The sequence below is a fragment of the Pseudomonas sp. HT11 genome (genome assembly GCF_044875395.1).
In the GTDB taxonomy this organism is placed as follows: domain Bacteria; phylum Pseudomonadota; class Gammaproteobacteria; order Pseudomonadales; family Pseudomonadaceae; genus Aquipseudomonas.
In genome coordinates, this window is the sequence record NZ_CP173217.1 from 225,124 (window position 1) to 243,471 (window position 18,348).

The following is an 18,348-nucleotide window of genomic DNA, read 5'->3' on the forward strand; positions in this document are numbered from 1 at the left end:
CAGTTGGCTTAAGTTGAAGTGGATGGGTTCTAAGGTTGATAGCTTGCAAAGGGAGTTTGTGATGACCATAAGTATAGCTTGGACAAGAAAAATAGAGTCAGTTGAAGAGCTTGTTGTCGCAACAGATAGCCGTTTAGGCTTTGGGTGTCGCTGGGACTGCTGTCCGAAGATAAGGATTTTGCCACGAGAAGATTCAGTAGTTTGCTTTGCGGGAGATACAATGTATGCATATCCCATAATTTTACAGATGCAGTCAGCAGTAGCTCAACATCCGAAATTGCTTAGTAGAGCTATGGATATTACCGATCTAAAGGGTCATCTGTTAAGGATACTCAACGGTATGGTTAGGCTTGTTCACGACCTTCCTTTAGGAGTAAGTAATGAGCCAGAAGCTACTTTTTTGATTGCGGGATGGTCTTGGAAGCTAGCAGCTTTTCAGTCTTGGTTGCTGCATTATGATGCAAATATAAAACGCTTTACGTTTCGGCCGACTGGAAACTGGACTGGACCTAATGGGGATAAGTCTATAGCTATTACCGGTGATTATAAAGACGAGTATAAAGAGCGTTTGATAAATCGATTAAAGGAAAAGGATAAATTGCAAAGTGGGGGTTTCGATATGGAGCCTCTTGAGGTTTTGAGAGATATGCTACGCACAGGAAACTACGACTTAATCGGCGGCGCGCCGCAAATCGTTAAGATTTATAAGTATTCCAGTGCTCGGCCGTTCGGTATATTTTGGCCTAGTAAGGAGTCTGGAAATATTAGTATTGGCGGCCGTCCTTTATTAGATTATGAACAGTCTCAATACGGGATTTTTGATCCGGATACTATGATTACAGTAAGTCACTCTAAAGTAGATATATGAGAGGTGCGTGTTCCATTTGCATCTTCAGCAGGATATTAAGTTACGTTGGGGGGAGTTATTACGCATCTTTGCATGGAGTCGATGAGATTGATCCTTTACTTTCGGTTGACGGTTCAGTTTGATTTGATTAGGGCGGCTTGCGACCGTTGTTTGCCGAAAGTGGTTATAAGTCCACCTTCGGCCGCCATAGATCAGACGCCGAAGAGGTCAGAGGCCTTGTTTGTAATGGGAGGATCTAGCGAGCGAAAGCTGCTTAAGCTTCCGCTTCTTCATCACCCACTCTTTCTTTTGAGCTGGAGGTCAATGAAATCAAGCTCTGCCTTGATTGCATCAATCGTGAGCGTCTCGACTTTATTGTCTTTGTTTGCTTTTGCATTGAGCTTTTTCATGCCCGCCATGCCGGCAATTATTCCGTTCAAATGCAGCTTTCGGGCCTTTAGGTAATCCGGCATCTGAGCGCTGTTCTGTTGTGGTTCATTCATGGTTAGACCGATGGTAGAGCCAAAGCAACCCGCCTTCGCCGATTGCTTCGGGCAGGGTTGAGGTTAGGCCGCCAACAGGTCAAGCAGGCTGTGTTGGTGTGATCGTTCTGCAAGTTCTCGGAAGGTCCAGCTTCCGAAGTTTTCACCTTGCTCAGGGATTTCCAGCTTCAGCAGCGCAACCGGATCTTGACTAATCAGTCTTCGCGCAGCCCACAGCTTGCCGCCGGTCTCCAGCAGTGCTTTCGCCGCCTCATTCCACTTTTCTTCCAGCACAGTGTTCGCCAGGTGAGCCGCTTTATTCTCGATCTTGGCGCGTTCCTTTTGTGCCTCTGTGATGTGCAGATCAATCGTCACCAGCTCTCTCTCCAGCGCTGTGATGATCAGTTGTTGGCGACGGTGATGCTCAGCCGCAGCCGTGAGGTTTTTTGCTGCCTTTTGAGCTTCCGCGTTAGCGGCCTTCTCGCCCTCTACATCGCCCCAGGCGACAGCCTGCGCATAAGCGGTGGCTGCGTCCGTTTCAGCTTGTCGAGCCTTTGCCATGTCTTCCTGATCGCTCTGGCGGACTTGCTGCAACCTGGTCTCGATGCTGCTGCGTTTTTCGTTAAGCTCCATCTCGTCGGCTTTCCAGTTCGCAATGCCGCTGAGGTATCCCGCAGCCAAGCTCTCGCGGTTCGCAAGAGTCTCGAGGCGATCGATTTTTTGATTCAGGCAATAGATCTCATGATCTCGTGATTCGATGCGTCTTTTATGATCGTTGATTTCATCTTGCACTGCCCGTTGACGGCCTTGCTGGATAACCTCCGGGCTTTCCAGCGCTTCTTCGAAGGGCGCTAGGTCGCGCTGAATGCTCTCCATTTCGAGGGTCAGCGTGTCGCGGCGGTCTTTCAGTTCTTGGATAGTGTTCATCTGTATTGTCTCTGGGTACAGCGGTTGATAGGGATGGTTATCGAACGGCTGGCGAGGCCGGAATTGAGCCGGCGCTACCTCGATCAGTAGGCATGCCGTCAGGCGGCCTTAGCCTCGCCTTCGTCCGTTCCTGGTACGGTCTTCACCACGTAGCAGCGTTGAGGCCCCAGTCCAGGTAGCCGAATCAAGCTGTACGCTTTTCCGTCGGTTCCCGGCTCGAGCACGCCCCGTTGCAGCAGCTCCTTGTTCACCGCACTGATATTCATGCCCTTGAAGATCTCGGCCCTCCAGGCTTCCGGCAGCACGTAATAGGTATTGGTGGTATGCAGGGCATCGCCCATGCCGTGTTCCATCGTCTTGCGAAAGCCCAGTCGATCAATCGTGCGTGGGCCGTGCTCATCGATCTTGGCGGCCGCAGATTCCCAGCGGGTAAAGCGGCTTTCTCCGAACCGTTCGATGACCTGGTGCAGTCGAGCCACAATCGCATCCCCCTCGAAGTTACCGGCGCCGCCACGCTCGGCTAGCCATGCATGCAGGCAAACCCGTGCAGCCGTCGTGGCCGTACCATCAGGCCAACCGGTGACGCCAAAGGCGGTAGCCAACTCTCCGGCCGCTGCTGCGAGGCCAAAGCGAAGGGCGGCGCGCTGGGCCTGACCACTGGCCGAGGCGGGCAGGTTTTGGGTGGTGAACTGTTCCACCGTGCGGCGAACGATCACCGACCACCTGAGCATTTCCCCTGGTGCGCACAGTGCGTGCAGGAAGGCGGAGAGGGGCGTGCCGTAGTATTTCGCTACACGGGCTTTGAGCGCATCAGAGAGGGCAGCAGCGTCCTCAAAACCGTTCAGCACATCGAACATGCCGAGGCCCTTGCTGGCATCCGCTGGGACGGCGAGCATGCGTACCTCCATACCGGCTTTCAGCTCCTTGTTTGCGTCTGCCATGTGCTGCGCCAACGTCTTTTCGCCGGTCGAGAGAAACAGCAAGCGCCACTCCTGCACCTGTCGGCCCGCTTGTCCTCGATCATTCGCCCTAGCCTTACCGGTGCCATTACCGAGCATGTAGACCGTCTCGCCGATAATGCGCGGGTCGCACATGCCGATTTCATCCAGCACCAGGAGGCCGTCTGAGTGCGCGGCGGCGATGGACTCCAGGGCGTTGTCTGTTGAACGCCACGAACGTACCAGACGCGGCCCGCCATAGACCGAGGCAGCGACCTGCAAGTGGGTGGTCTTGCCTCCGGAGCTGTCGCCGTAGAGGTGGAAGCCGCCCGACTCATGTCCAAGCAGGTTCAGCAACGGGCCTGCAAAGGCCACAGAGGCGGCAAACGCCAAGCGATGGTTACCAACGCACAGTGCGCCGAGTTGCTGCTGCCATTGCTGCAGAGCGCGCGTTTCGCTGATGGGTGTGAGCTGCTCACAGTCTTACCAGCCCAGGCGCGTGACCAAACGTGCTATCGGTCGCCCACAAAAAAGCCCCAGGCCTTTCGACCTGGGGCTTTTTCGTCTGTGTCTGGTGCACCCGGCGGGATTCGAACCCACGACCCCTGCCTTCGGAGGGCAGTACTCTATCCAGCTGAGCTACGGATGCTTGTGCGGGCGACATCATACCCATGTCGTCCTTGGGCGTCCATGCCGGTCTTTGGCCGTTTTTGGGTAGGAATTGGCTGCACAGAGGCCCTGCGCCGGGCGCCGGTGGTCGATGGGGTGGAACGCGGCCGGATCACGCTGATCAGAAAGATTCGGCAAATGCGCCGTTTTCGTTCTTTTTTTCGAACAGACTATTGCCCTGTACCCCCATTGATCCTAGGATTCGTTTGAGATTTCAAACGCTCTGTCTCCCGTGCGCTCTTTCACTCTTGCCGCGCGCTGGGGCTGATTTCCCTGACGGCAGCCCACAAGGCGCCTTTCAACAACTCTAATTCGCTCCGCGTGCGCGCGGTGCTGTTAAGGAAAGCCGACATGCAGCTCAAAGATACCCAGTTGTTCCGCCAACAAGCCTTTATCGATGGCGCTTGGGTCGATGCGGACAACGGTCAAACCATCAAGGTCAACAACCCGGCCACGGGCGAAATTCTCGGCACCGTGCCGAAGATGGGCGCCGCCGAAACCCGCCGCGCCATCGAAGCCGCCGACAAGGCGCTGCCGGCCTGGCGTGCGCTGACCGCCAAGGAGCGCGCCAACAAGCTGCGCCGTTGGTTCGAGCTGCTGATCGAAAACCAGGACGACCTCGGTCGCCTGATGACCCTGGAGCAAGGCAAGCCGCTGGCCGAAGCCAAGGGCGAAATCGTCTACGCCGCTTCCTTTATCGAGTGGTTCGCCGAAGAAGCCAAGCGCATCTACGGTGATGTGATTCCCGGCCACCAGCCCGACAAGCGCCTGATCGTGATCAAGCAGCCCATCGGCGTGACCGCTGCAATTACCCCGTGGAACTTCCCGGCCGCGATGATCACCCGTAAAGCCGGCCCTGCCCTGGCCGCCGGTTGCACCATGGTGATCAAGCCGGCTTCGCAAACGCCGTTCTCGGCCCTGGCCCTGGTTGAGCTGGCGCACCGTGCCGGTATCCCTAAAGGCGTGCTCAGCGTGGTCACCGGCAGTGCCGGCGACATCGGCGGCGAGCTGACCAGCAACCCGATCGTGCGTAAATTGTCCTTCACCGGCTCTACCGAAATCGGTCGTCAGCTGATGGCCGAATGCGCCAAGGACATCAAGAAGGTCTCGCTGGAACTGGGCGGCAACGCGCCGTTTATTGTGTTCGACGACGCGGACCTGGATAAGGCCGTCGAAGGCGCGATCATTTCCAAATACCGCAACAACGGCCAGACCTGCGTCTGCGCCAACCGCCTGTACATCCAGGATTCGGTGTACGACGCGTTCGCCGAGAAACTCAAAGTGGCCGTGGCCAAACTCAAGATCGGCAACGGTCTGGAAGATGGCACCACGACTGGCCCGCTGATCGACGAAAAAGCCGTGGCCAAGGTTCAGGAGCACATCGCTGATGCCCTGAGCAAAGGCGCCAAGCTGTTGGCCGGTGGCAAGGTGATGGAAGGCAACTTCTTCGAGCCGACCATTCTGGTCGACGTGCCGAAAGACGCCGCTGTTGCCAAGGAAGAAACCTTTGGCCCACTGGCGCCGCTGTTCCGCTTCAAAGACGAAGCCGAAGTGATCGCGATGTCCAACGACACCGAGTTCGGCCTGGCTTCCTATTTCTACGCCCGCGACCTGGGCCGTGTGTTCCGTGTGGCTGAAGCCCTGGAATACGGCATGGTCGGCGTCAACACCGGGTTGATCTCCAACGAAGTGGCGCCGTTCGGCGGCATCAAGGCGTCGGGCCTGGGCCGTGAAGGCTCCAAGTACGGGATCGAGGATTACCTGGAAATCAAATACCTCTGCCTGGGCATCTGACCGGCAAGAGCTTGCAGCAAACGCAGAGGGCACGAGAGCGCTGACCCTTTGCGTGTTTCGCACCGTTATTCGTAGTGGCCGGGAAAGCTGTGGCAGTCGATCATCGCATGCTGCCGTAGTTGCCTCCCCGCCACGTATTCCTTGGACCACGCCACCCGATGAGTGGCGAATGAGGACTTTATGAGCAAGACCAACGCATCCCTGATGAAACGCCGCGAAGCCGCTGTACCGCGCGGTGTTGGCCAGATTCACCCGATCTTCGCCGAATCCGCGAAGAACGCCACCGTGACCGACGTTGAAGGTCGCGAGTTCATCGACTTCGCCGGCGGTATCGCTGTGCTGAACACCGGCCACGTGCACCCCAAAATCATCGCCGCCGTGACCGAGCAACTGAACAAGCTGACCCACACCTGCTTCCAGGTTCTGGCCTACGAGCCTTACGTGGAACTGTGCGAAAAAATCAACGCCAAGGTGCCAGGCGATTTCGCCAAGAAAACCCTGCTGGTCACCACCGGTTCCGAAGCGGTTGAAAACGCCGTGAAGATCGCGCGTGCCGCCACTGGCCGTGCCGGCGTGATCGCCTTCACCGGCGCCTACCACGGCCGCACCATGATGACCCTGGGCCTGACCGGCAAAGTCGTGCCGTACTCGGCCGGCATGGGCCTGATGCCAGGTGGCGTGTTCCGCGCGCTGTTCCCGAACGAACTGCACGGTGTGAGCGATGACGACGCCATCGCCAGCATCGAACGCATCTTCAAAAACGATGCCGAGCCGCGTGATATCGCAGCCATCATCATCGAGCCGGTGCAGGGCGAAGGCGGTTTCTACGTCGCGCCTAAATCCTTCATGAAGCGCCTGCGCGAACTGTGCGACAAGCACGGCATCCTGCTGATCGCCGACGAAGTGCAAACCGGTGCCGGCCGTACCGGTACCTTCTTCGCCATGGAGCAGATGGGCGTCGCCGCCGACCTGACCACCTTCGCCAAATCCATCGCCGGCGGCTTCCCGTTGGCCGGTGTGTGCGGCAAGGCTGAATACATGGACGCCATCGCCCCAGGCGGCCTGGGCGGCACCTACGCCGGTAGCCCGATCGCGTGCGCCGCTGCATTGGCGGTGATGGAAGTGTTTGAAGAAGAGCACCTGCTGGACCGCTGCAAGGCTGTCGGCGAGCGCCTGGTGACTGGCCTCAAAGCCATTCAAGCCAAGTACCCGGTAATCGGTGAAGTACGTGCCCTGGGCGCGATGATCGCGGTCGAGCTGTTCGAAGGTGGCGACAGCCACAAGCCGAACGCTGCTGCCGTCGCCTCCGTGGTGGCCAAGGCGCGTGACAAGGGCCTGATCCTGCTGTCCTGCGGCACCTACGGCAACGTGTTGCGCGTACTGGTCCCGCTGACCTCGCCAGACGAGCAGTTGGACAAAGGCTTGGCGATCATCGAAGAGTGTTTCTCCGAGCTGTAAGCGGAACCTGATTTGATCGACAGAAAAAACCCGCTTCGGCGGGTTTTTTTGTGCCCGGTGCAGCACATTCAGGCCTTGTTCATTGTACCTAGGCAGCGTGATTGTCTAAGGTTGCAGCATTGCCGATGGAGCGTGCTGGATGACTGCTGTTGATTTACCGGCTGTACCCCGAGTGTTGATTGCCGAGGCGGACCCTTGGTCGCGGGATCTGCTCAAGCAAGTGCTGTTGAATGTGCGCTGCGACGCACGGCTGGATGTGTGTGCTGATGGGCAGCAAGCAGCCACACTGTTGCGAGAAAAAACCTACGACCTGATTCTCGCGGATTGGGAGTTGCCGGGCGTCGATGGCCTGAGCCTGCTGCGCAGCGTGCGCCAGAAGCGCCGTTCGCTGCCCTTTATTCTGTTGAGCAGTCGCAATGACAGCGCCAGCGTGCGCGAAGCCTTGCCCCTGGCGCCGACGGCGTACCTGACCAAACCACTGAACATGGAAGGCCTGACCCAGCGCCTGCAAGACCTGCTGCTCAACGAAGGCGAAAGCGTGTACTGCGAAATTGCGCCGCTGGCGCCGGGCATGACGTTGCCGGTGTTCCTGGAGCGCCGCCGCGAAGCCTCTGACGGCGCGCCGTTGCGGGTGGATGTAAAAGACGCCGTAGAGCACAGCCTCACGCCGGATGGCCTGGACCTCGGACGCCTGGAAGACCAGGTGCGCATGGACCCGCAAATAACGGCCGTATTGATCGCCGCCGCCAACAGCGCCGGCCATCACGGCACGCCGGTGCACACCCTGGCCGCTGCGCTGCACACACTGGCAGCCGGGCAGAGCATGAACCTGATTCTGGGCCTGGCCCTCAAGCACAACGTGGTGCTGGGCGACCCGGCGCTGGTGGCCTATGCCGAGCGCCACTGGCAACTGTCCCAAGACACTGCCGACTATGCTCGCCGCCTGGCGCGCATGCTGGAGCTGGACCACGAGCGCTGCTACAGCGCCGGCATCCTGCATCGGCTGGGCGACTTGGCGTTGTTGCGTTGCCTGGAAGACTGGCGCCAGGGCGGCGGGGCGTTGGATGACGAGGTGATTGGCGAGTCTCTGGCTACCTACGGTGCGGCCTATGGTTCGGCATTGCGCGCGCGTTGGCGTTTGCCGTTGGAGCTACGCCAGTTGATTGCGTCGATCTATTCACTCGAAGGCGGGGTGTATTCGCGAGAATCGCTGGTGATGAACCTGGCGGCGCAGATGGCGCGGCTGACCGAGCGTGAAGGGTTGGAAGAGCTCGCCGGCAGCAAAACGGCGCGCTTGCTGAGGGTCGGGTTGTCGGAGTTGACTCGGGTACGTAAGGCTTAGCCAGCAACGAGGTCACGTGTGGGAGCCGGCCCGCTCCCATCGTTGAGTGCCGTTAACTCGCTATGACGCGGTTCTTGCCTTGGCGTTTGGCCTCGTACATCGCCGCATCCGCGCGCGCAAACAGGCTGTCCAGAGACGCATCTTCTTCGCGCAGCGTAGCCAGGCCCTGGCTGACGGTGACGGTAAATTGCCGCCCTTCGTAGCTGAAACTCAGCGCCTGGATTTCCTTGCCCAACCGCTCGGCCACTTGCAACGCCATGTGCGGCGCACAACCGGGCAGCACGGCGGCGAATTCTTCGCCACCGATGCGCCCGAACAGGTCGCCACGGCGCAGTACGCTGCGACCGCTCTCGGCGATACGCCGCAACACCTGATCGCCCTCTAGGTGGCCGTAACTGTCGTTGACCTCTTTGAAGTTATCAATGTCCAGCAACAGGAACGCCAGCGTTGTGCCTTGGGCGCAGGCGCTGTCGAAGGCCAGGTTGGCGCATTCGAAAAAGTGCCTGCGATTGCTGCTCTGGGTCAGTACGTCGGTGGTGGCGAGTCGGTGCAGTTCCAACTCCATCTGTTTCTTTTCGGTGATGTCTTCGGCCATGCCGACCACGATCACCGGCCTGCCGGGCTCGACCTGCTGGTTGATATAGCATTTGTCACTCAGCCAGCGAATCTGCCCGTCGGCGGTAATGATGCGGTATTCGCGGTCCTCCACGGCGCCTTGCTCCAGCACGCGGGCGAGGCTGTATTCAGCGTAATCGAGGTCTTCGGGGTGAACGCTGTTGCGCCATTCGCGGTGGTCGGCCAACAGCAGACCGGCCGGACGGCCAAACACTCGCTCGTAGGCCGGGCTCACGTACAGCACTTGGCGCGTTTCCCAGTCGATGGCCCACAGCACGGCATTCACGCTGACCAGCAGTGAGCTGAGCAGTTGCTCGCGCTCACTCAGCCGCTCGACTTCACCCTGGGCGTGCATGAGCGCCAGCAAGGTTGCCGCCGCAGCCGGGCGGGCGGGCTCAGCTGTGGGGGCATCGGGCAAGTAAGGCTTTTCGTGAACCATCGGTACAACTCTCTCTGGGCGCGCCGCAGGATGGAGCAGCGGTCACTACAAGGGGTCACCATGATGGCGAAGTGTTCTTTGAGAGAGGGGAATTGCGGTGAAGTTCCGTGAACAGGCTGACTAAGAAATGACGTCAGAAACCGGTTGTAGGCCGATTTTCGCGGTGAATAGGCTGGTTTTGGTGATTAGTTTTACGGTGGTGAGGGTGCTTGTTGTGGCGAGCGGGCTTGCCCCGCGTTGGGCTGCGAAGCGGCCCTGAAACCTGGCACTGCGGTTTGTCGGGAGAAATGCGGTGGTTTTTATTGGGGCTGCTTTGCAGCCCAACGCGGGGCAAGCCCGCTCGCCACAGGGAGCCCGCCTGCCAAGGCCAACCCGCCCTGCCACGGCAAGCCCGCTCACACGAGCGGGCTGTGAATGCTCGATCAGGCCGCTGTAGGACGCAGCGAATAGGTCTTCAGCTGGTGGGCAAAATCGCGCAAAGACTGAATGCCGCTGGCCTCGGCCTCGTGCACCCATTCCTTGATCGCAGCCAGCATGTCGTGGCCATTGGAGCTGGTTTTCAGCCAGATCTGCTGCAGCGCCAGGCGCTTCTCGTAGATCACGGTGAGCGCATGGCTGTGTTCCAGCAGGCTTTGGATACGCACGTGGTGGCGGTCATCCAGCAAGCTGGTTTCACGCGACAGCAGGCGTTTGGCACGGTGAAACTGATGACGCACCGAGTGATCGACCTTCTCCAGCTCTTGCTTGACCAGCGGGCCGATCACCAACTTGCGGTACTGGGCCATGATCTGGAAGCGGTTGTTGAGGATCGCCATGGCGGTGTCCATGTCCAGATGGCCTTTGCCTTCGACACGGTGGGCGATGGGGGCAACGCGCTGCACCTTGGCCAGGCGCAGGAAGCTGAAGACTTTGATCCACGCCCAACCCAGGTCGAATTCCCACTTTTTCACCGACAGCTTGGCCGAGTTGGGATAGGTGTGGTGATTGTTGTGCAGCTCTTCGCCGCCGACGATGATGCCCCACGGCACCAGGTTGGTCGCCGCGTCACGGCATTCGAAGTTGCGATAGCCCACGGCATGCCCCAGGCCGTTGATCACGCCGGCAGCCCAGAACGGAATCCACATCATCTGGATCGCCCAGATGGTGATGCCGATGGTGCCGAACAGCATCAGGTCGATGACGCCCATGATCGCCACGCCCAGCAGCGGGTAAGGCGTATAGATCTTGCGCTCGATCCAGTCGTCCGGGCAGTTCTTGCCGTAGATGCGCAGGGTCTCTGGGTTTTCGGCTTCGGCGCGGTACAGCTCGGCGCCTTTGCGCAATACGGTGGACAGGCCTTTGACGACCGGACTGTGCGGGTCGTCGACGGTTTCGCATTTGGCGTGGTGTTTGCGGTGGATGGCGGTCCACTCGCGGGTGTTCTGCGCCGTGGTCAGCCACAGCCAGAAGCGGAAGAAGTGTTTCAGGCCGGCATTGAGCTCCAGGGAGCGATGGGCTGAATAGCGGTGCAGATAAACCGTGACCCCAACGATGGTCACGTGGGTCATCAACAGAGTGACTGCCACCAGTTGCCAGGCTGACAAGTCAAGAAAACCGTTGTACCACATAGGCTGTATGGCCCTCAGATAAAGAAAAAAGCAGCTCACGCATTATCACTAAGCCTACAGAGAAAACCAGCCGCCCTTTCAGATAGAAGTGACTGGATGTTTCTTATTCTATAATCCGCAGCCTTTGTAGGGCGATTTTGTTTTTTGGTAAGGATTACTGACCATATGCTGTTTTCATACCGAGGTGCCCTGCGTGTGGGGCTGGTATACCTGCTGGTTTCCATTGCGTGGCTCCAGCTCAGCCATCATCTATTGATCGACTTTCTCGATGACCCTCGAGAATTGGAACGCTGGCTGCAGGTGCGCGGCTATGTCTGGGTGGGGCTCAGCGCGCTGACCCTGTCTCTGATTTGCGCCCGGTTTGCCCGTGCTCACCAGCTGCAGCAGCCCCTGAAAGAAAACCGCGAGCGCCTGCGCCAGGCGGCTGCCGTGTTCGATTGCACCCGCGAAGGCGTGCTGGTCACCGACGCCCAAGGGTTGATCGTGCACGTCAATCGGGCGTTTATCGAGATCACCGGCTATCGCCGCGAAGACGTCATGGGCGAGCGACCAAGCTTGTTCAAGTCCGGGCGCCATTCGTCGAATTTTTATCAACAGATGTTCCAGACGCTGGAACGCACCGGCGAATGGAGCGGCGAAATCTGGAATCGGCGCAAAAGCGGTGAAATTTATCCACAGTGGCAAACCATCCGCGTCATCCAGGATGACCAAGGCAAGGTCAGCCATTACGTCGCGGTGTTTTCCGATATCAGCGCGATCAAGGATTCCGAGCACGAACTGGCGCACCTCGCCCATCACGACCCGCTCACCGACCTGCCCAATCGCCTGCTGTTCACCGACCGCGCCGAGCAGGCGCTGGCCTCGGCGCAAGTGCACAAACGCGGCTGTGCCTTGCTGTTGCTTGACCTGGATCACTTCAAGATCATCAACGACAGCCTCGGCCATAACGTCGGCGACCAGTTGCTCAAAGCGGTCGGCGAGCGGCTCAAGGGGCTGTTCGGCCCCGGCGTGACCCTGGCGCGCCTGGGCGGCGACGAGTTCGCCGTGCTCGCCGAAAGTTGTCCACAGGTGGTGCAGGCCGCCGCCCTGGCCCAGCGCATGCTCGACGCGATGAAGCAGCCGTTCATCTTTGACGGCCACCAACTGTTTATCAGCGCCAGTATCGGTATCAGCCTGTTCCCCAGCGATGCCCTGAGCGCCCAGCAGTTGCTGCGCAATGCCGATTCCGCGCTGTTCAAGGCCAAGAGTGCCGGGCGCGAAAGCTACGCGCTGTACACCGAAGAGTTGACCGCCCATGCGCAGAACCGTGTGGAAATCGCCAGCGAACTGCGCCGCGCCCTCGACCAGCACGAGCTGCGCGTGTATTACCAGCCGGTGCACAACCTGCAGGGCAGCCGCCTGATCGGCGTCGAAGCGCTGGTGCGCTGGCAACACCCGGAGCGCGGTCTGGTGCCACCGGGCGATTTCATCCCCATCGCCGAACGTACCGGGCTGATTGCCGACATCGACGCCTGGGTCATGGACCAGGCCTGCCGCCAGATGTGCCAATGGCTGGCCGATGGCGCGCCGCTGAGTTTTATCGCGGTGAATGTCTCCAGCCGGCTGTTTGCCCGGCGCGAGCTGTACGAGCAAGTCGCTCAGGTGCTGCACGCCACCGGCCTCGATCCGGCGTTCCTGGAGCTGGAAGTAACCGAGAGCGCGGTGATGGATGATCCGGAAGTGGCCCTTGAGCAGCTGCACCGCCTGCGTGAACTGGGCTTGCGCCTGGCCATCGACGACTTTGGCACCGGCTATTCGTCACTGCTGCGCCTCAAGCGCCTGCCGGTGCAGAAGCTCAAGATCGACCAGGGCTTTGTCGCCGGGCTGCCATGGGATGAGGACGATGCGGCGATTGTGCGCGTGGTAATCGCCCTGGCGAAAAGCATGGGCATGCAGGTGCACGCCGAAGGCATCGAGCAAGTGGACCAGGCGCGGTTCTTGTTGGAGCAGGAATGCGATATGGGGCAGGGGTATTGGTTTGGGCGGCCGATGCCGGCACAGGAGATTGATTGGCATCGGGCACCCGCTATCCGATAGGCAAAACTCGGTCAATGTGGGAGCCGGGCTTGCCCGCGATAAGGGCCTTTCAGGCGAAATATTTCGTGCCTGACACACCGCCATCGCGGGCAAGCCCGGCTCCCACAGGCTTCAGCCGCGCCTGGGTATCAGTATTTTCAGTACCAAAACCTTCGCAACCCCACGTCCTGCCAGAAAATTCTTTCTGGTTATATAAACATTCTTAAATAGTATTTTTAAGAATATCCGCGCTTATCTACTATCGCCCTCACGCCGCAAGCAGTGCCGCCACTGCCAGGCACTATTCATTTCAGGAGCGAGACCATGAGCGCATCTCTACGTAGCGTCGACGGCCAGGACGAAGCAGCCATTTTGCGTGAGATCCAGAGCGCCTTGCGCGACCTGCGGTTTGGCGCGGTGGAAATCACTGTGCATAACGCCCAAGTGGTACAGATCGAACGCAAGGAAAAATTCCGTTTGCAGAACCCGGGTAACAAACCGAGCTGAGCAACAACGGCGATTCACATGCTAGACCCGCAACTATAAGAAAAAGCCAACACCCCAGAATTTCAGGAGCCTTCTATGTCGTCGATTCGCCGTTACGCCCTGGCCGCACTGGCCAGTGCCGTGTTTGCCGGTTCCGCTGTTGCCAAGGACTACGAGTTGCTCAACGTCTCGTATGACCCGACCCGTGAGCTGTACCAGGACTACAACGCTGAGTTCACCACCTTCTGGAAACAGTCCCACCCCGGCGACAACGTCAAGATCCAGCAATCCCACGGCGGCTCGGGCAAACAGGGCCGAGCGGTGATCGACGGCCTGCGCGCCGACGTGGTGACCCTGGCCCTGGCCGGCGACATCGACGAAATCGCCAAACTGGGCAAGACCCTGCCGGAAAACTGGCAAACCCGCCTGCCGGACGCCAGCACGCCCTACACCTCGACCATCGTGTTCCTGGTGCGCAAGGGCAACCCTAAAGGCATCAAGGATTGGGGCGACCTGATCAAGAAAGACGTGTCCGTGATCACCCCGAACCCGAAAACCTCCGGCGGCGCCCGCTGGAACTTCCTCGCCGCCTGGGCCTACGGCCTGAAAGCCGGTGGCAGCGAAGCCAAGGCCCAGGAATACGTGAAAGAGCTGTTCAAGCACGTGCCGATCCTCGACACCGGCGCGCGCGGTTCGACCATCACCTTCGTCAACAACGGTCAGGGTGACGTGTTGCTGGCCTGGGAAAACGAAGCGTTCCTGGCGCTGAAAGAAGACGGCGGCGCCGACAAGTTCGACATCGTCGTACCTTCGCTGTCGATCCTCGCCGAGCCGCCAGTGGCCGTGGTCGACAAGAACGCCGAGAAAAAGGGCAACACCGAAATCGCCACCGAATACCTCAAGCACCTGTACAGCCCGGCTGGCCAGGAGATTGCGGCGAAGAACTTCTACCGCCCACGCGATGAGAAAGTCGCCGCCAAATACGCCCAGCAGTTCCCGAAACTGGACCTGGTGACTATCGACAAAGACTTCGGCGGCTGGAAAACTGCCCAACCGAAATTCTTCAATGACGGTGGCGTGTTCGACCAGATCTACTCGGCGCAGTAAGCCAAATTAAACTGTAGGAGCCAGCTTTCTGTGGGAGCCGGGCTTGTGTGGGAGCTGGCTTGCCTGCGATAGCATCACCCCGGTGTGACTGACACACCGAGGTGCCTGCATCGCGGGCAAGCCCGGCTCCCACAGAAGAGCCAGCTCCCACACAAGCTCGCTCCTATAGTGGTATCTACCCGCTAACCAAGGACTCTTATGTCGCGTCGTATTTCCCCCGTCATACCCGGCTTCGGGCTGACGCTGGGCTACACCGTGGTGTACCTCAGCCTGATCGTACTCATCCCCCTGGCGGCGATGTTTGTACATGCCGCTCAACTCACTTGGGATCAGTTCTGGAACATCATCTCCGCTCCGCGTGTGCTGGCGGCGTTGAAACTGAGCTTCGGCACGGCGCTGTATGCCGCCATCATCAACGGCGTGATCGGTACGCTGCTGGCCTGGGTGCTGGTGCGCTACACCTTTCCCGGCCGCAAGATCATCGATGCGATGATCGACCTGCCCTTCGCACTGCCCACCGCCGTTGCCGGCATCGCACTGACTGCGCTCTACACCCCCACCGGCCTGGTCGGCCAGTTCGCCGCTGACCTGGGCTTCAAAATCGCCTACACCCCGCTGGGCATCACCCTGGCGCTGACCTTCGTCACGCTGCCATTCGTGGTGCGCACGGTGCAGCCGGTGTTGGCCGATATCCCCCGGGAAATCGAAGAAGCCGCCGCGTGTCTCGGCGCCAAGCCCTTGCAGGTGTTTCGCTACATCCTCGTGCCTGCGTTGCTGCCCGCCTGGCTGACCGGCTTCGCGCTGGCCTTCGCCCGTGGCGTTGGTGAGTACGGTTCGGTGATTTTCATCGCGGGCAACATGCCGATGAAAACCGAGATCCTGCCGCTGCTGATCATGGTCAAGCTCGACCAGTACGACTACCACGGCGCCACCTCCATCGGTGTACTGATGCTGGTGGTTTCCTTTGTTTTGCTGCTGCTGATCAACTTGCTGCAGCGGCGCATCGAACACCCATAAGGAGGCGCGGAACATGTCCCAATCGTCTATTTCCGCCGCGTCTTCGGCCAACGCCGCCCGTCGTGGCAGCGCGGTGTCGCGACGCATCCTGATCAGCCTCGGCTGGCTGGTGTTCTTCCTGTTCCTGCTGTTGCCGCTGTTTATCGTGGTGTCCCAGGGTTTGAAGAACGGCCTTGGCGCGTTCTTCACCGCGATCCTGGAACCCGACGCGCTGTCGGCACTGAAGCTGACGGTGATCGCCGTGGTGATTTCGGTGCCGCTCAACGTGGTGTTCGGCGTCAGCGCCGCCTGGTGCGTGAGCAAATACTCATTCCGTGGCAAGAGCATCCTGGTCACGCTGATCGACCTGCCGTTCTCGGTATCGCCGGTGATCGCCGGTCTGGTCTACGTGTTGATGTTCGGCGCCCAGGGGTTCTTTGGCCCCTGGCTGCAAGACCATGACATCCAGATCGTGTTCGCCTTGCCGGGCATTGTGCTGGCGACCATCTTCGTGACGGTGCCGTTCGTGGCCCGTGAACTGATCCCGCTGATGCAGGAGCAGGGTACCCAGGAAGAAGAGGCCGCGCGCCTGCTCGGTGCCAATGGCTGGCAGATGTTCTGGCATGTGACCGTGCCGAACATCAAGTGGGGCCTGATCTACGGCGTGGTGCTGTGTACCGCACGGGCCATGGGTGAGTTCGGCGCGGTGTCGGTGGTGTCCGGCCACATTCGCGGCGTGACCAACACCTTGCCGCTGCACGTCGAGATCCTCTACAACGAATACAACCACGTTGCCGCGTTTGCCGTCGCGAGCCTGTTGCTGATCCTGGCGCTCTTCATCCTGCTGCTCAAGCAGTGGAGCGAGAACCGTATCAACCGCCTGCGCAAAAGCGCCGGTGAGGAATAAGTCATGTCGATTGAAGTCCGTAATGTCAGCAAGAATTTCAACGCCTTCAAGGCCCTGAACAGCATCAATCTGGACATCCAGAGTGGCGAGCTGGTGGCGTTGCTGGGCCCGTCCGGCTGCGGCAAGACCACCTTGCTGCGCATCATTGCCGGCCTGGAAACCCCGGATGCCGGCAGCATCGTGTTCCACGGCGAAGACGTGTCCGGCCACGACGTGCGTGATCGCAACGTCGGTTTTGTGTTCCAGCACTACGCGCTGTTCCGCCACATGACTGTGTTCGACAACGTCGCTTTCGGCCTGCGCATGAAACCGAAAAACCAGCGCCCGAACGAAAGCCAGATCGCGGTCAAGGTTCACGAGTTGCTGAACATGGTGCAGCTGGATTGGCTGTCGGATCGCTACCCGGAACAACTCTCCGGTGGCCAGCGCCAGCGTATCGCCCTGGCCCGCGCCCTGGCGGTCGAGCCCAAAGTGTTGCTGCTGGATGAGCCGTTCGGCGCCCTCGACGCCAAGGTGCGTAAAGAGCTGCGCCGCTGGCTGGCGCGTCTGCACGAAGACATCAACCTGACCTCGGTGTTCGTGACCCACGACCAGGAAGAGGCCATGGAAGTCGCCGACCGCATTGTGGTGATGAACAAGGGCGTGATCGAACAGATCGGTTCACCGGGCGAAGTCTACGAGAACCCGGCCAGCGATTTTGTGTACCACTTCCTGGGGGATTCCAACCGCCTGCATTTGGGTGAGGACCAGCACGTGCTGTTCCGCCCGCATGAAGTGTCGTTGTCGCGCCATGAACTGGACGATCACCACGCGGCTGAAGTGCGGGATATTCGGCCGTTGGGCGCCACTACACGGGTGACGCTGAAGGTCGAAGGCCAAAGCGAGTTGATCGAGGCCGAAGTGGTCAAAGACCACGACAGCCTGACGGGCCTGGCGCGTGGCGAGACCCTGTTCTTCAAACCCAAGGTCTGGCAAAAAGCTTAAAAACACCGCATGACCCCTGTGGGAGCGGGCTTGTGTGGGAGCTGGCTTGCCTGCGATAGCATCACTGCGGTGTGACTGAGACACCGAAGTGCCTGCATCGCAGGCAAGCCAGCTCCCACATTCAGACCTTGCTCGGCTTTAGATCGCGGCGTTCTACCGGGCCGGACCGCGCCTCAATCTGCTCCTTGAGGTCATGCCGCAACCCCAGCACAAACGCCAACTCCGCGACCACAAACAACGGCCCCACAATCAATCCCGACACATCATCCACAAACGCCGGCTTCCTGCCTTCGTAGTAGTGCCCGACAAACTGAATCGCCCAGCCCACCACAAACATCCCTATGCCGCTGCCCAGCCACACCGCTGTGCTCTGCGCCGCCAGCGCATGCCCGGCCCACACCGACAGGCCCATCAACACCGTCATCAGCACGCCCAGCGCCAGTTCCAGGCGCAAGTAAAACCATGCCGAAAACAGCGCGAGTAGCACTGCCGGAGATATCCACAGGCTACCGACGGCCCATTCGGGGCGCGACAACAGCACCGCCAGGGCGACCACGATCAGCGGGATGCCGACAAAGTGGCTGGCGATATTGCGCGGGTCGCGGTGGTAGGCGGCGTATTGACTGAGGTGCTCGACGAGGCTTTTCATTGTTGTTCCTCCTGTAGGATGCTTGATCATGCCCTGCCAGCCTGTG

The 18,348-nt window shown here is 59.6% G+C and carries 15 protein-coding genes, 1 tRNA gene and 1 pseudogene; 10 read left to right on the top strand and 7 right to left on the bottom strand.

Translation table 11 applies throughout. From position 1 onward, the window contains the following. The first annotated feature begins 61 nt into the window (after positions 1-61). Entirely contained in the window at positions 62-868 is an 807-nt protein-coding gene (locus ABWL43_RS00920; protein ID WP_404486269.1) for a hypothetical protein, read from the top strand. 272 nt (positions 869-1,140) lie between these two features. Here the strand turns inward: ABWL43_RS00920 and ABWL43_RS00925 are convergent, their stop codons facing one another. The 4 genes and pseudogenes from ABWL43_RS00925 to ABWL43_RS00940 form a co-directional block, all read right to left on the bottom strand. Then, positions 1,141-1,350, bottom strand: coding sequence for a hypothetical protein (locus ABWL43_RS00925; protein WP_404486271.1), 210 nt, complete (start codon positions 1,348-1,350; stop codon positions 1,141-1,143). Positions 1,351-1,413: 63 nt separating this feature from the next. Continuing rightward, positions 1,414-2,256 carry a chromosome segregation protein SMC gene (locus tag ABWL43_RS00930; protein ID WP_404486273.1) on the bottom strand — a complete coding sequence of 281 codons (843 nt, stop codon included), beginning with the start codon at positions 2,254-2,256 and terminating at the stop codon, positions 1,414-1,416. A 98-nt stretch (positions 2,257-2,354) separates the two neighbouring features. Continuing rightward, positions 2,355-3,668: pseudogene (locus tag ABWL43_RS00935) on the bottom strand (DUF927 domain-containing protein); the annotation flags it as partial. 98 nt (positions 3,669-3,766) lie between these two features. Continuing rightward, positions 3,767-3,843 (bottom strand) — tRNA-Arg (locus tag ABWL43_RS00940). A 371-nt stretch (positions 3,844-4,214) separates the two neighbouring features. Between ABWL43_RS00940 and gabD the strand changes: the two genes are divergently transcribed. The 3 genes from gabD (at position 4,215) to ABWL43_RS00955 (ending at position 8,457) form a co-directional block, all read left to right on the top strand. Further along, positions 4,215-5,657 (top strand): NADP-dependent succinate-semialdehyde dehydrogenase, encoded by a 1,443-nt coding sequence (gabD, locus tag ABWL43_RS00945; protein WP_126569792.1) that lies wholly within the window; start codon positions 4,215-4,217, stop codon positions 5,655-5,657. A 180-nt stretch (positions 5,658-5,837) separates the two neighbouring features. After that, the gene (gene gabT, locus ABWL43_RS00950) at positions 5,838-7,115 is read left to right on the top strand and encodes a 4-aminobutyrate--2-oxoglutarate transaminase (protein ID WP_106577350.1); all 1,278 of its coding nucleotides are present in this window, start codon (positions 5,838-5,840) and stop codon (positions 7,113-7,115) included. Positions 7,116-7,254: 139 nt separating this feature from the next. Beyond that, the gene (locus ABWL43_RS00955) at positions 7,255-8,457 is read left to right on the top strand and encodes an HDOD domain-containing protein (protein ID WP_404486275.1); all 1,203 of its coding nucleotides are present in this window, start codon (positions 7,255-7,257) and stop codon (positions 8,455-8,457) included. Positions 8,458-8,509: 52 nt separating this feature from the next. Here ABWL43_RS00955 and ABWL43_RS00960 read toward each other — a convergent pair whose 3' ends face one another. Beyond that, positions 8,510-9,511 carry a sensor domain-containing diguanylate cyclase gene (locus ABWL43_RS00960; RefSeq protein ID WP_145159695.1) on the bottom strand — a complete coding sequence of 334 codons (1,002 nt, stop codon included), beginning with the start codon at positions 9,509-9,511 and terminating at the stop codon, positions 8,510-8,512. A 422-nt stretch (positions 9,512-9,933) separates the two neighbouring features. Beyond that, complete coding sequence (desA, locus tag ABWL43_RS00965) at positions 9,934-11,118, bottom strand: delta-9 fatty acid desaturase DesA (RefSeq protein WP_404486277.1); 1,185 nt, start codon at positions 11,116-11,118, stop codon at positions 9,934-9,936. Between the two features lie 165 nt (positions 11,119-11,283). On the opposite strand from desA, the gene dibA reads away from it, so the two are divergent. From dibA to ABWL43_RS00995, 6 genes are all read left to right on the top strand, one after another. Beyond that, positions 11,284-13,194 carry a phosphodiesterase DibA gene (gene dibA / locus ABWL43_RS00970; protein WP_404486279.1) on the top strand — a complete coding sequence of 637 codons (1,911 nt, stop codon included), beginning with the start codon at positions 11,284-11,286 and terminating at the stop codon, positions 13,192-13,194. A 303-nt stretch (positions 13,195-13,497) separates the two neighbouring features. Continuing rightward, positions 13,498-13,680, top strand: a complete 183-nt coding sequence (oscA, locus tag ABWL43_RS00975) for a sulfur starvation response protein OscA (protein ID WP_003170956.1) — start codon at positions 13,498-13,500, stop codon at positions 13,678-13,680. Positions 13,681-13,755: 75 nt separating this feature from the next. Next, the gene (locus tag ABWL43_RS00980; protein WP_106577355.1) at positions 13,756-14,766 is read left to right on the top strand and encodes a sulfate ABC transporter substrate-binding protein; all 1,011 of its coding nucleotides are present in this window, start codon (positions 13,756-13,758) and stop codon (positions 14,764-14,766) included. A 198-nt stretch (positions 14,767-14,964) separates the two neighbouring features. Beyond that, the gene (gene cysT, locus ABWL43_RS00985; protein ID WP_003218141.1) at positions 14,965-15,783 is read left to right on the top strand and encodes a sulfate ABC transporter permease subunit CysT; all 819 of its coding nucleotides are present in this window, start codon (positions 14,965-14,967) and stop codon (positions 15,781-15,783) included. A 13-nt stretch (positions 15,784-15,796) separates the two neighbouring features. After that, positions 15,797-16,669: a sulfate ABC transporter permease subunit CysW gene (gene cysW / locus ABWL43_RS00990; RefSeq protein ID WP_003218139.1), complete on the top strand. Its 873-nt coding sequence runs from the start codon at positions 15,797-15,799 to the stop codon at positions 16,667-16,669. Between the two features lie 3 nt (positions 16,670-16,672). Then, positions 16,673-17,653 carry a sulfate/molybdate ABC transporter ATP-binding protein gene (locus ABWL43_RS00995; RefSeq protein ID WP_404486282.1) on the top strand — a complete coding sequence of 327 codons (981 nt, stop codon included), beginning with the start codon at positions 16,673-16,675 and terminating at the stop codon, positions 17,651-17,653. 121 nt (positions 17,654-17,774) lie between these two features. Here the strand turns inward: ABWL43_RS00995 and ABWL43_RS01000 are convergent, their stop codons facing one another. Further along, on the bottom strand, positions 17,775-18,302 hold the full coding sequence (locus ABWL43_RS01000) for a DUF962 domain-containing protein (protein ID WP_404486284.1): 528 nt from the start codon (positions 18,300-18,302) through the stop codon (positions 17,775-17,777). Positions 18,303-18,348 lie beyond the last annotated feature (46 nt).

What these genes read in the sequence shown, in the direction of transcription:
- oscA (WP_003170956.1), top strand. Translation starts at nt 13,498, where the DNA reads ATGAGCGCATCTCTACGTAGCGTCGACGGCCAGGACGAAGCAGCCATT.
- ABWL43_RS00980 (WP_106577355.1), top strand. Translation starts at nt 13,756, where the DNA reads ATGTCGTCGATTCGCCGTTACGCCCTGGCCGCACTGGCCAGTGCCGTG.
- ABWL43_RS00960 (WP_145159695.1), bottom strand. Translation starts at nt 9,511, where the DNA reads ATGGTTCACGAAAAGCCTTACTTGCCCGATGCCCCCACAGCTGAGCCC.
- ABWL43_RS00930 (WP_404486273.1), bottom strand. Translation starts at nt 2,256, where the DNA reads ATGAACACTATCCAAGAACTGAAAGACCGCCGCGACACGCTGACCCTC.
- desA (WP_404486277.1), bottom strand. Translation starts at nt 11,118, where the DNA reads ATGTGGTACAACGGTTTTCTTGACTTGTCAGCCTGGCAACTGGTGGCA.
- gabD (WP_126569792.1), top strand. Translation starts at nt 4,215, where the DNA reads ATGCAGCTCAAAGATACCCAGTTGTTCCGCCAACAAGCCTTTATCGAT.
- dibA (WP_404486279.1), top strand. Translation starts at nt 11,284, where the DNA reads ATGCTGTTTTCATACCGAGGTGCCCTGCGTGTGGGGCTGGTATACCTG.
- ABWL43_RS01000 (WP_404486284.1), bottom strand. Translation starts at nt 18,302, where the DNA reads ATGAAAAGCCTCGTCGAGCACCTCAGTCAATACGCCGCCTACCACCGC.
- gabT (WP_106577350.1), top strand. Translation starts at nt 5,838, where the DNA reads ATGAGCAAGACCAACGCATCCCTGATGAAACGCCGCGAAGCCGCTGTA.
- ABWL43_RS00920 (WP_404486269.1), top strand. Translation starts at nt 62, where the DNA reads ATGACCATAAGTATAGCTTGGACAAGAAAAATAGAGTCAGTTGAAGAG.
- cysW (WP_003218139.1), top strand. Translation starts at nt 15,797, where the DNA reads ATGTCCCAATCGTCTATTTCCGCCGCGTCTTCGGCCAACGCCGCCCGT.
- cysT (WP_003218141.1), top strand. Translation starts at nt 14,965, where the DNA reads ATGTCGCGTCGTATTTCCCCCGTCATACCCGGCTTCGGGCTGACGCTG.
- ABWL43_RS00955 (WP_404486275.1), top strand. Translation starts at nt 7,255, where the DNA reads ATGACTGCTGTTGATTTACCGGCTGTACCCCGAGTGTTGATTGCCGAG.
- ABWL43_RS00995 (WP_404486282.1), top strand. Translation starts at nt 16,673, where the DNA reads ATGTCGATTGAAGTCCGTAATGTCAGCAAGAATTTCAACGCCTTCAAG.
- ABWL43_RS00925 (WP_404486271.1), bottom strand. Translation starts at nt 1,350, where the DNA reads ATGAATGAACCACAACAGAACAGCGCTCAGATGCCGGATTACCTAAAG.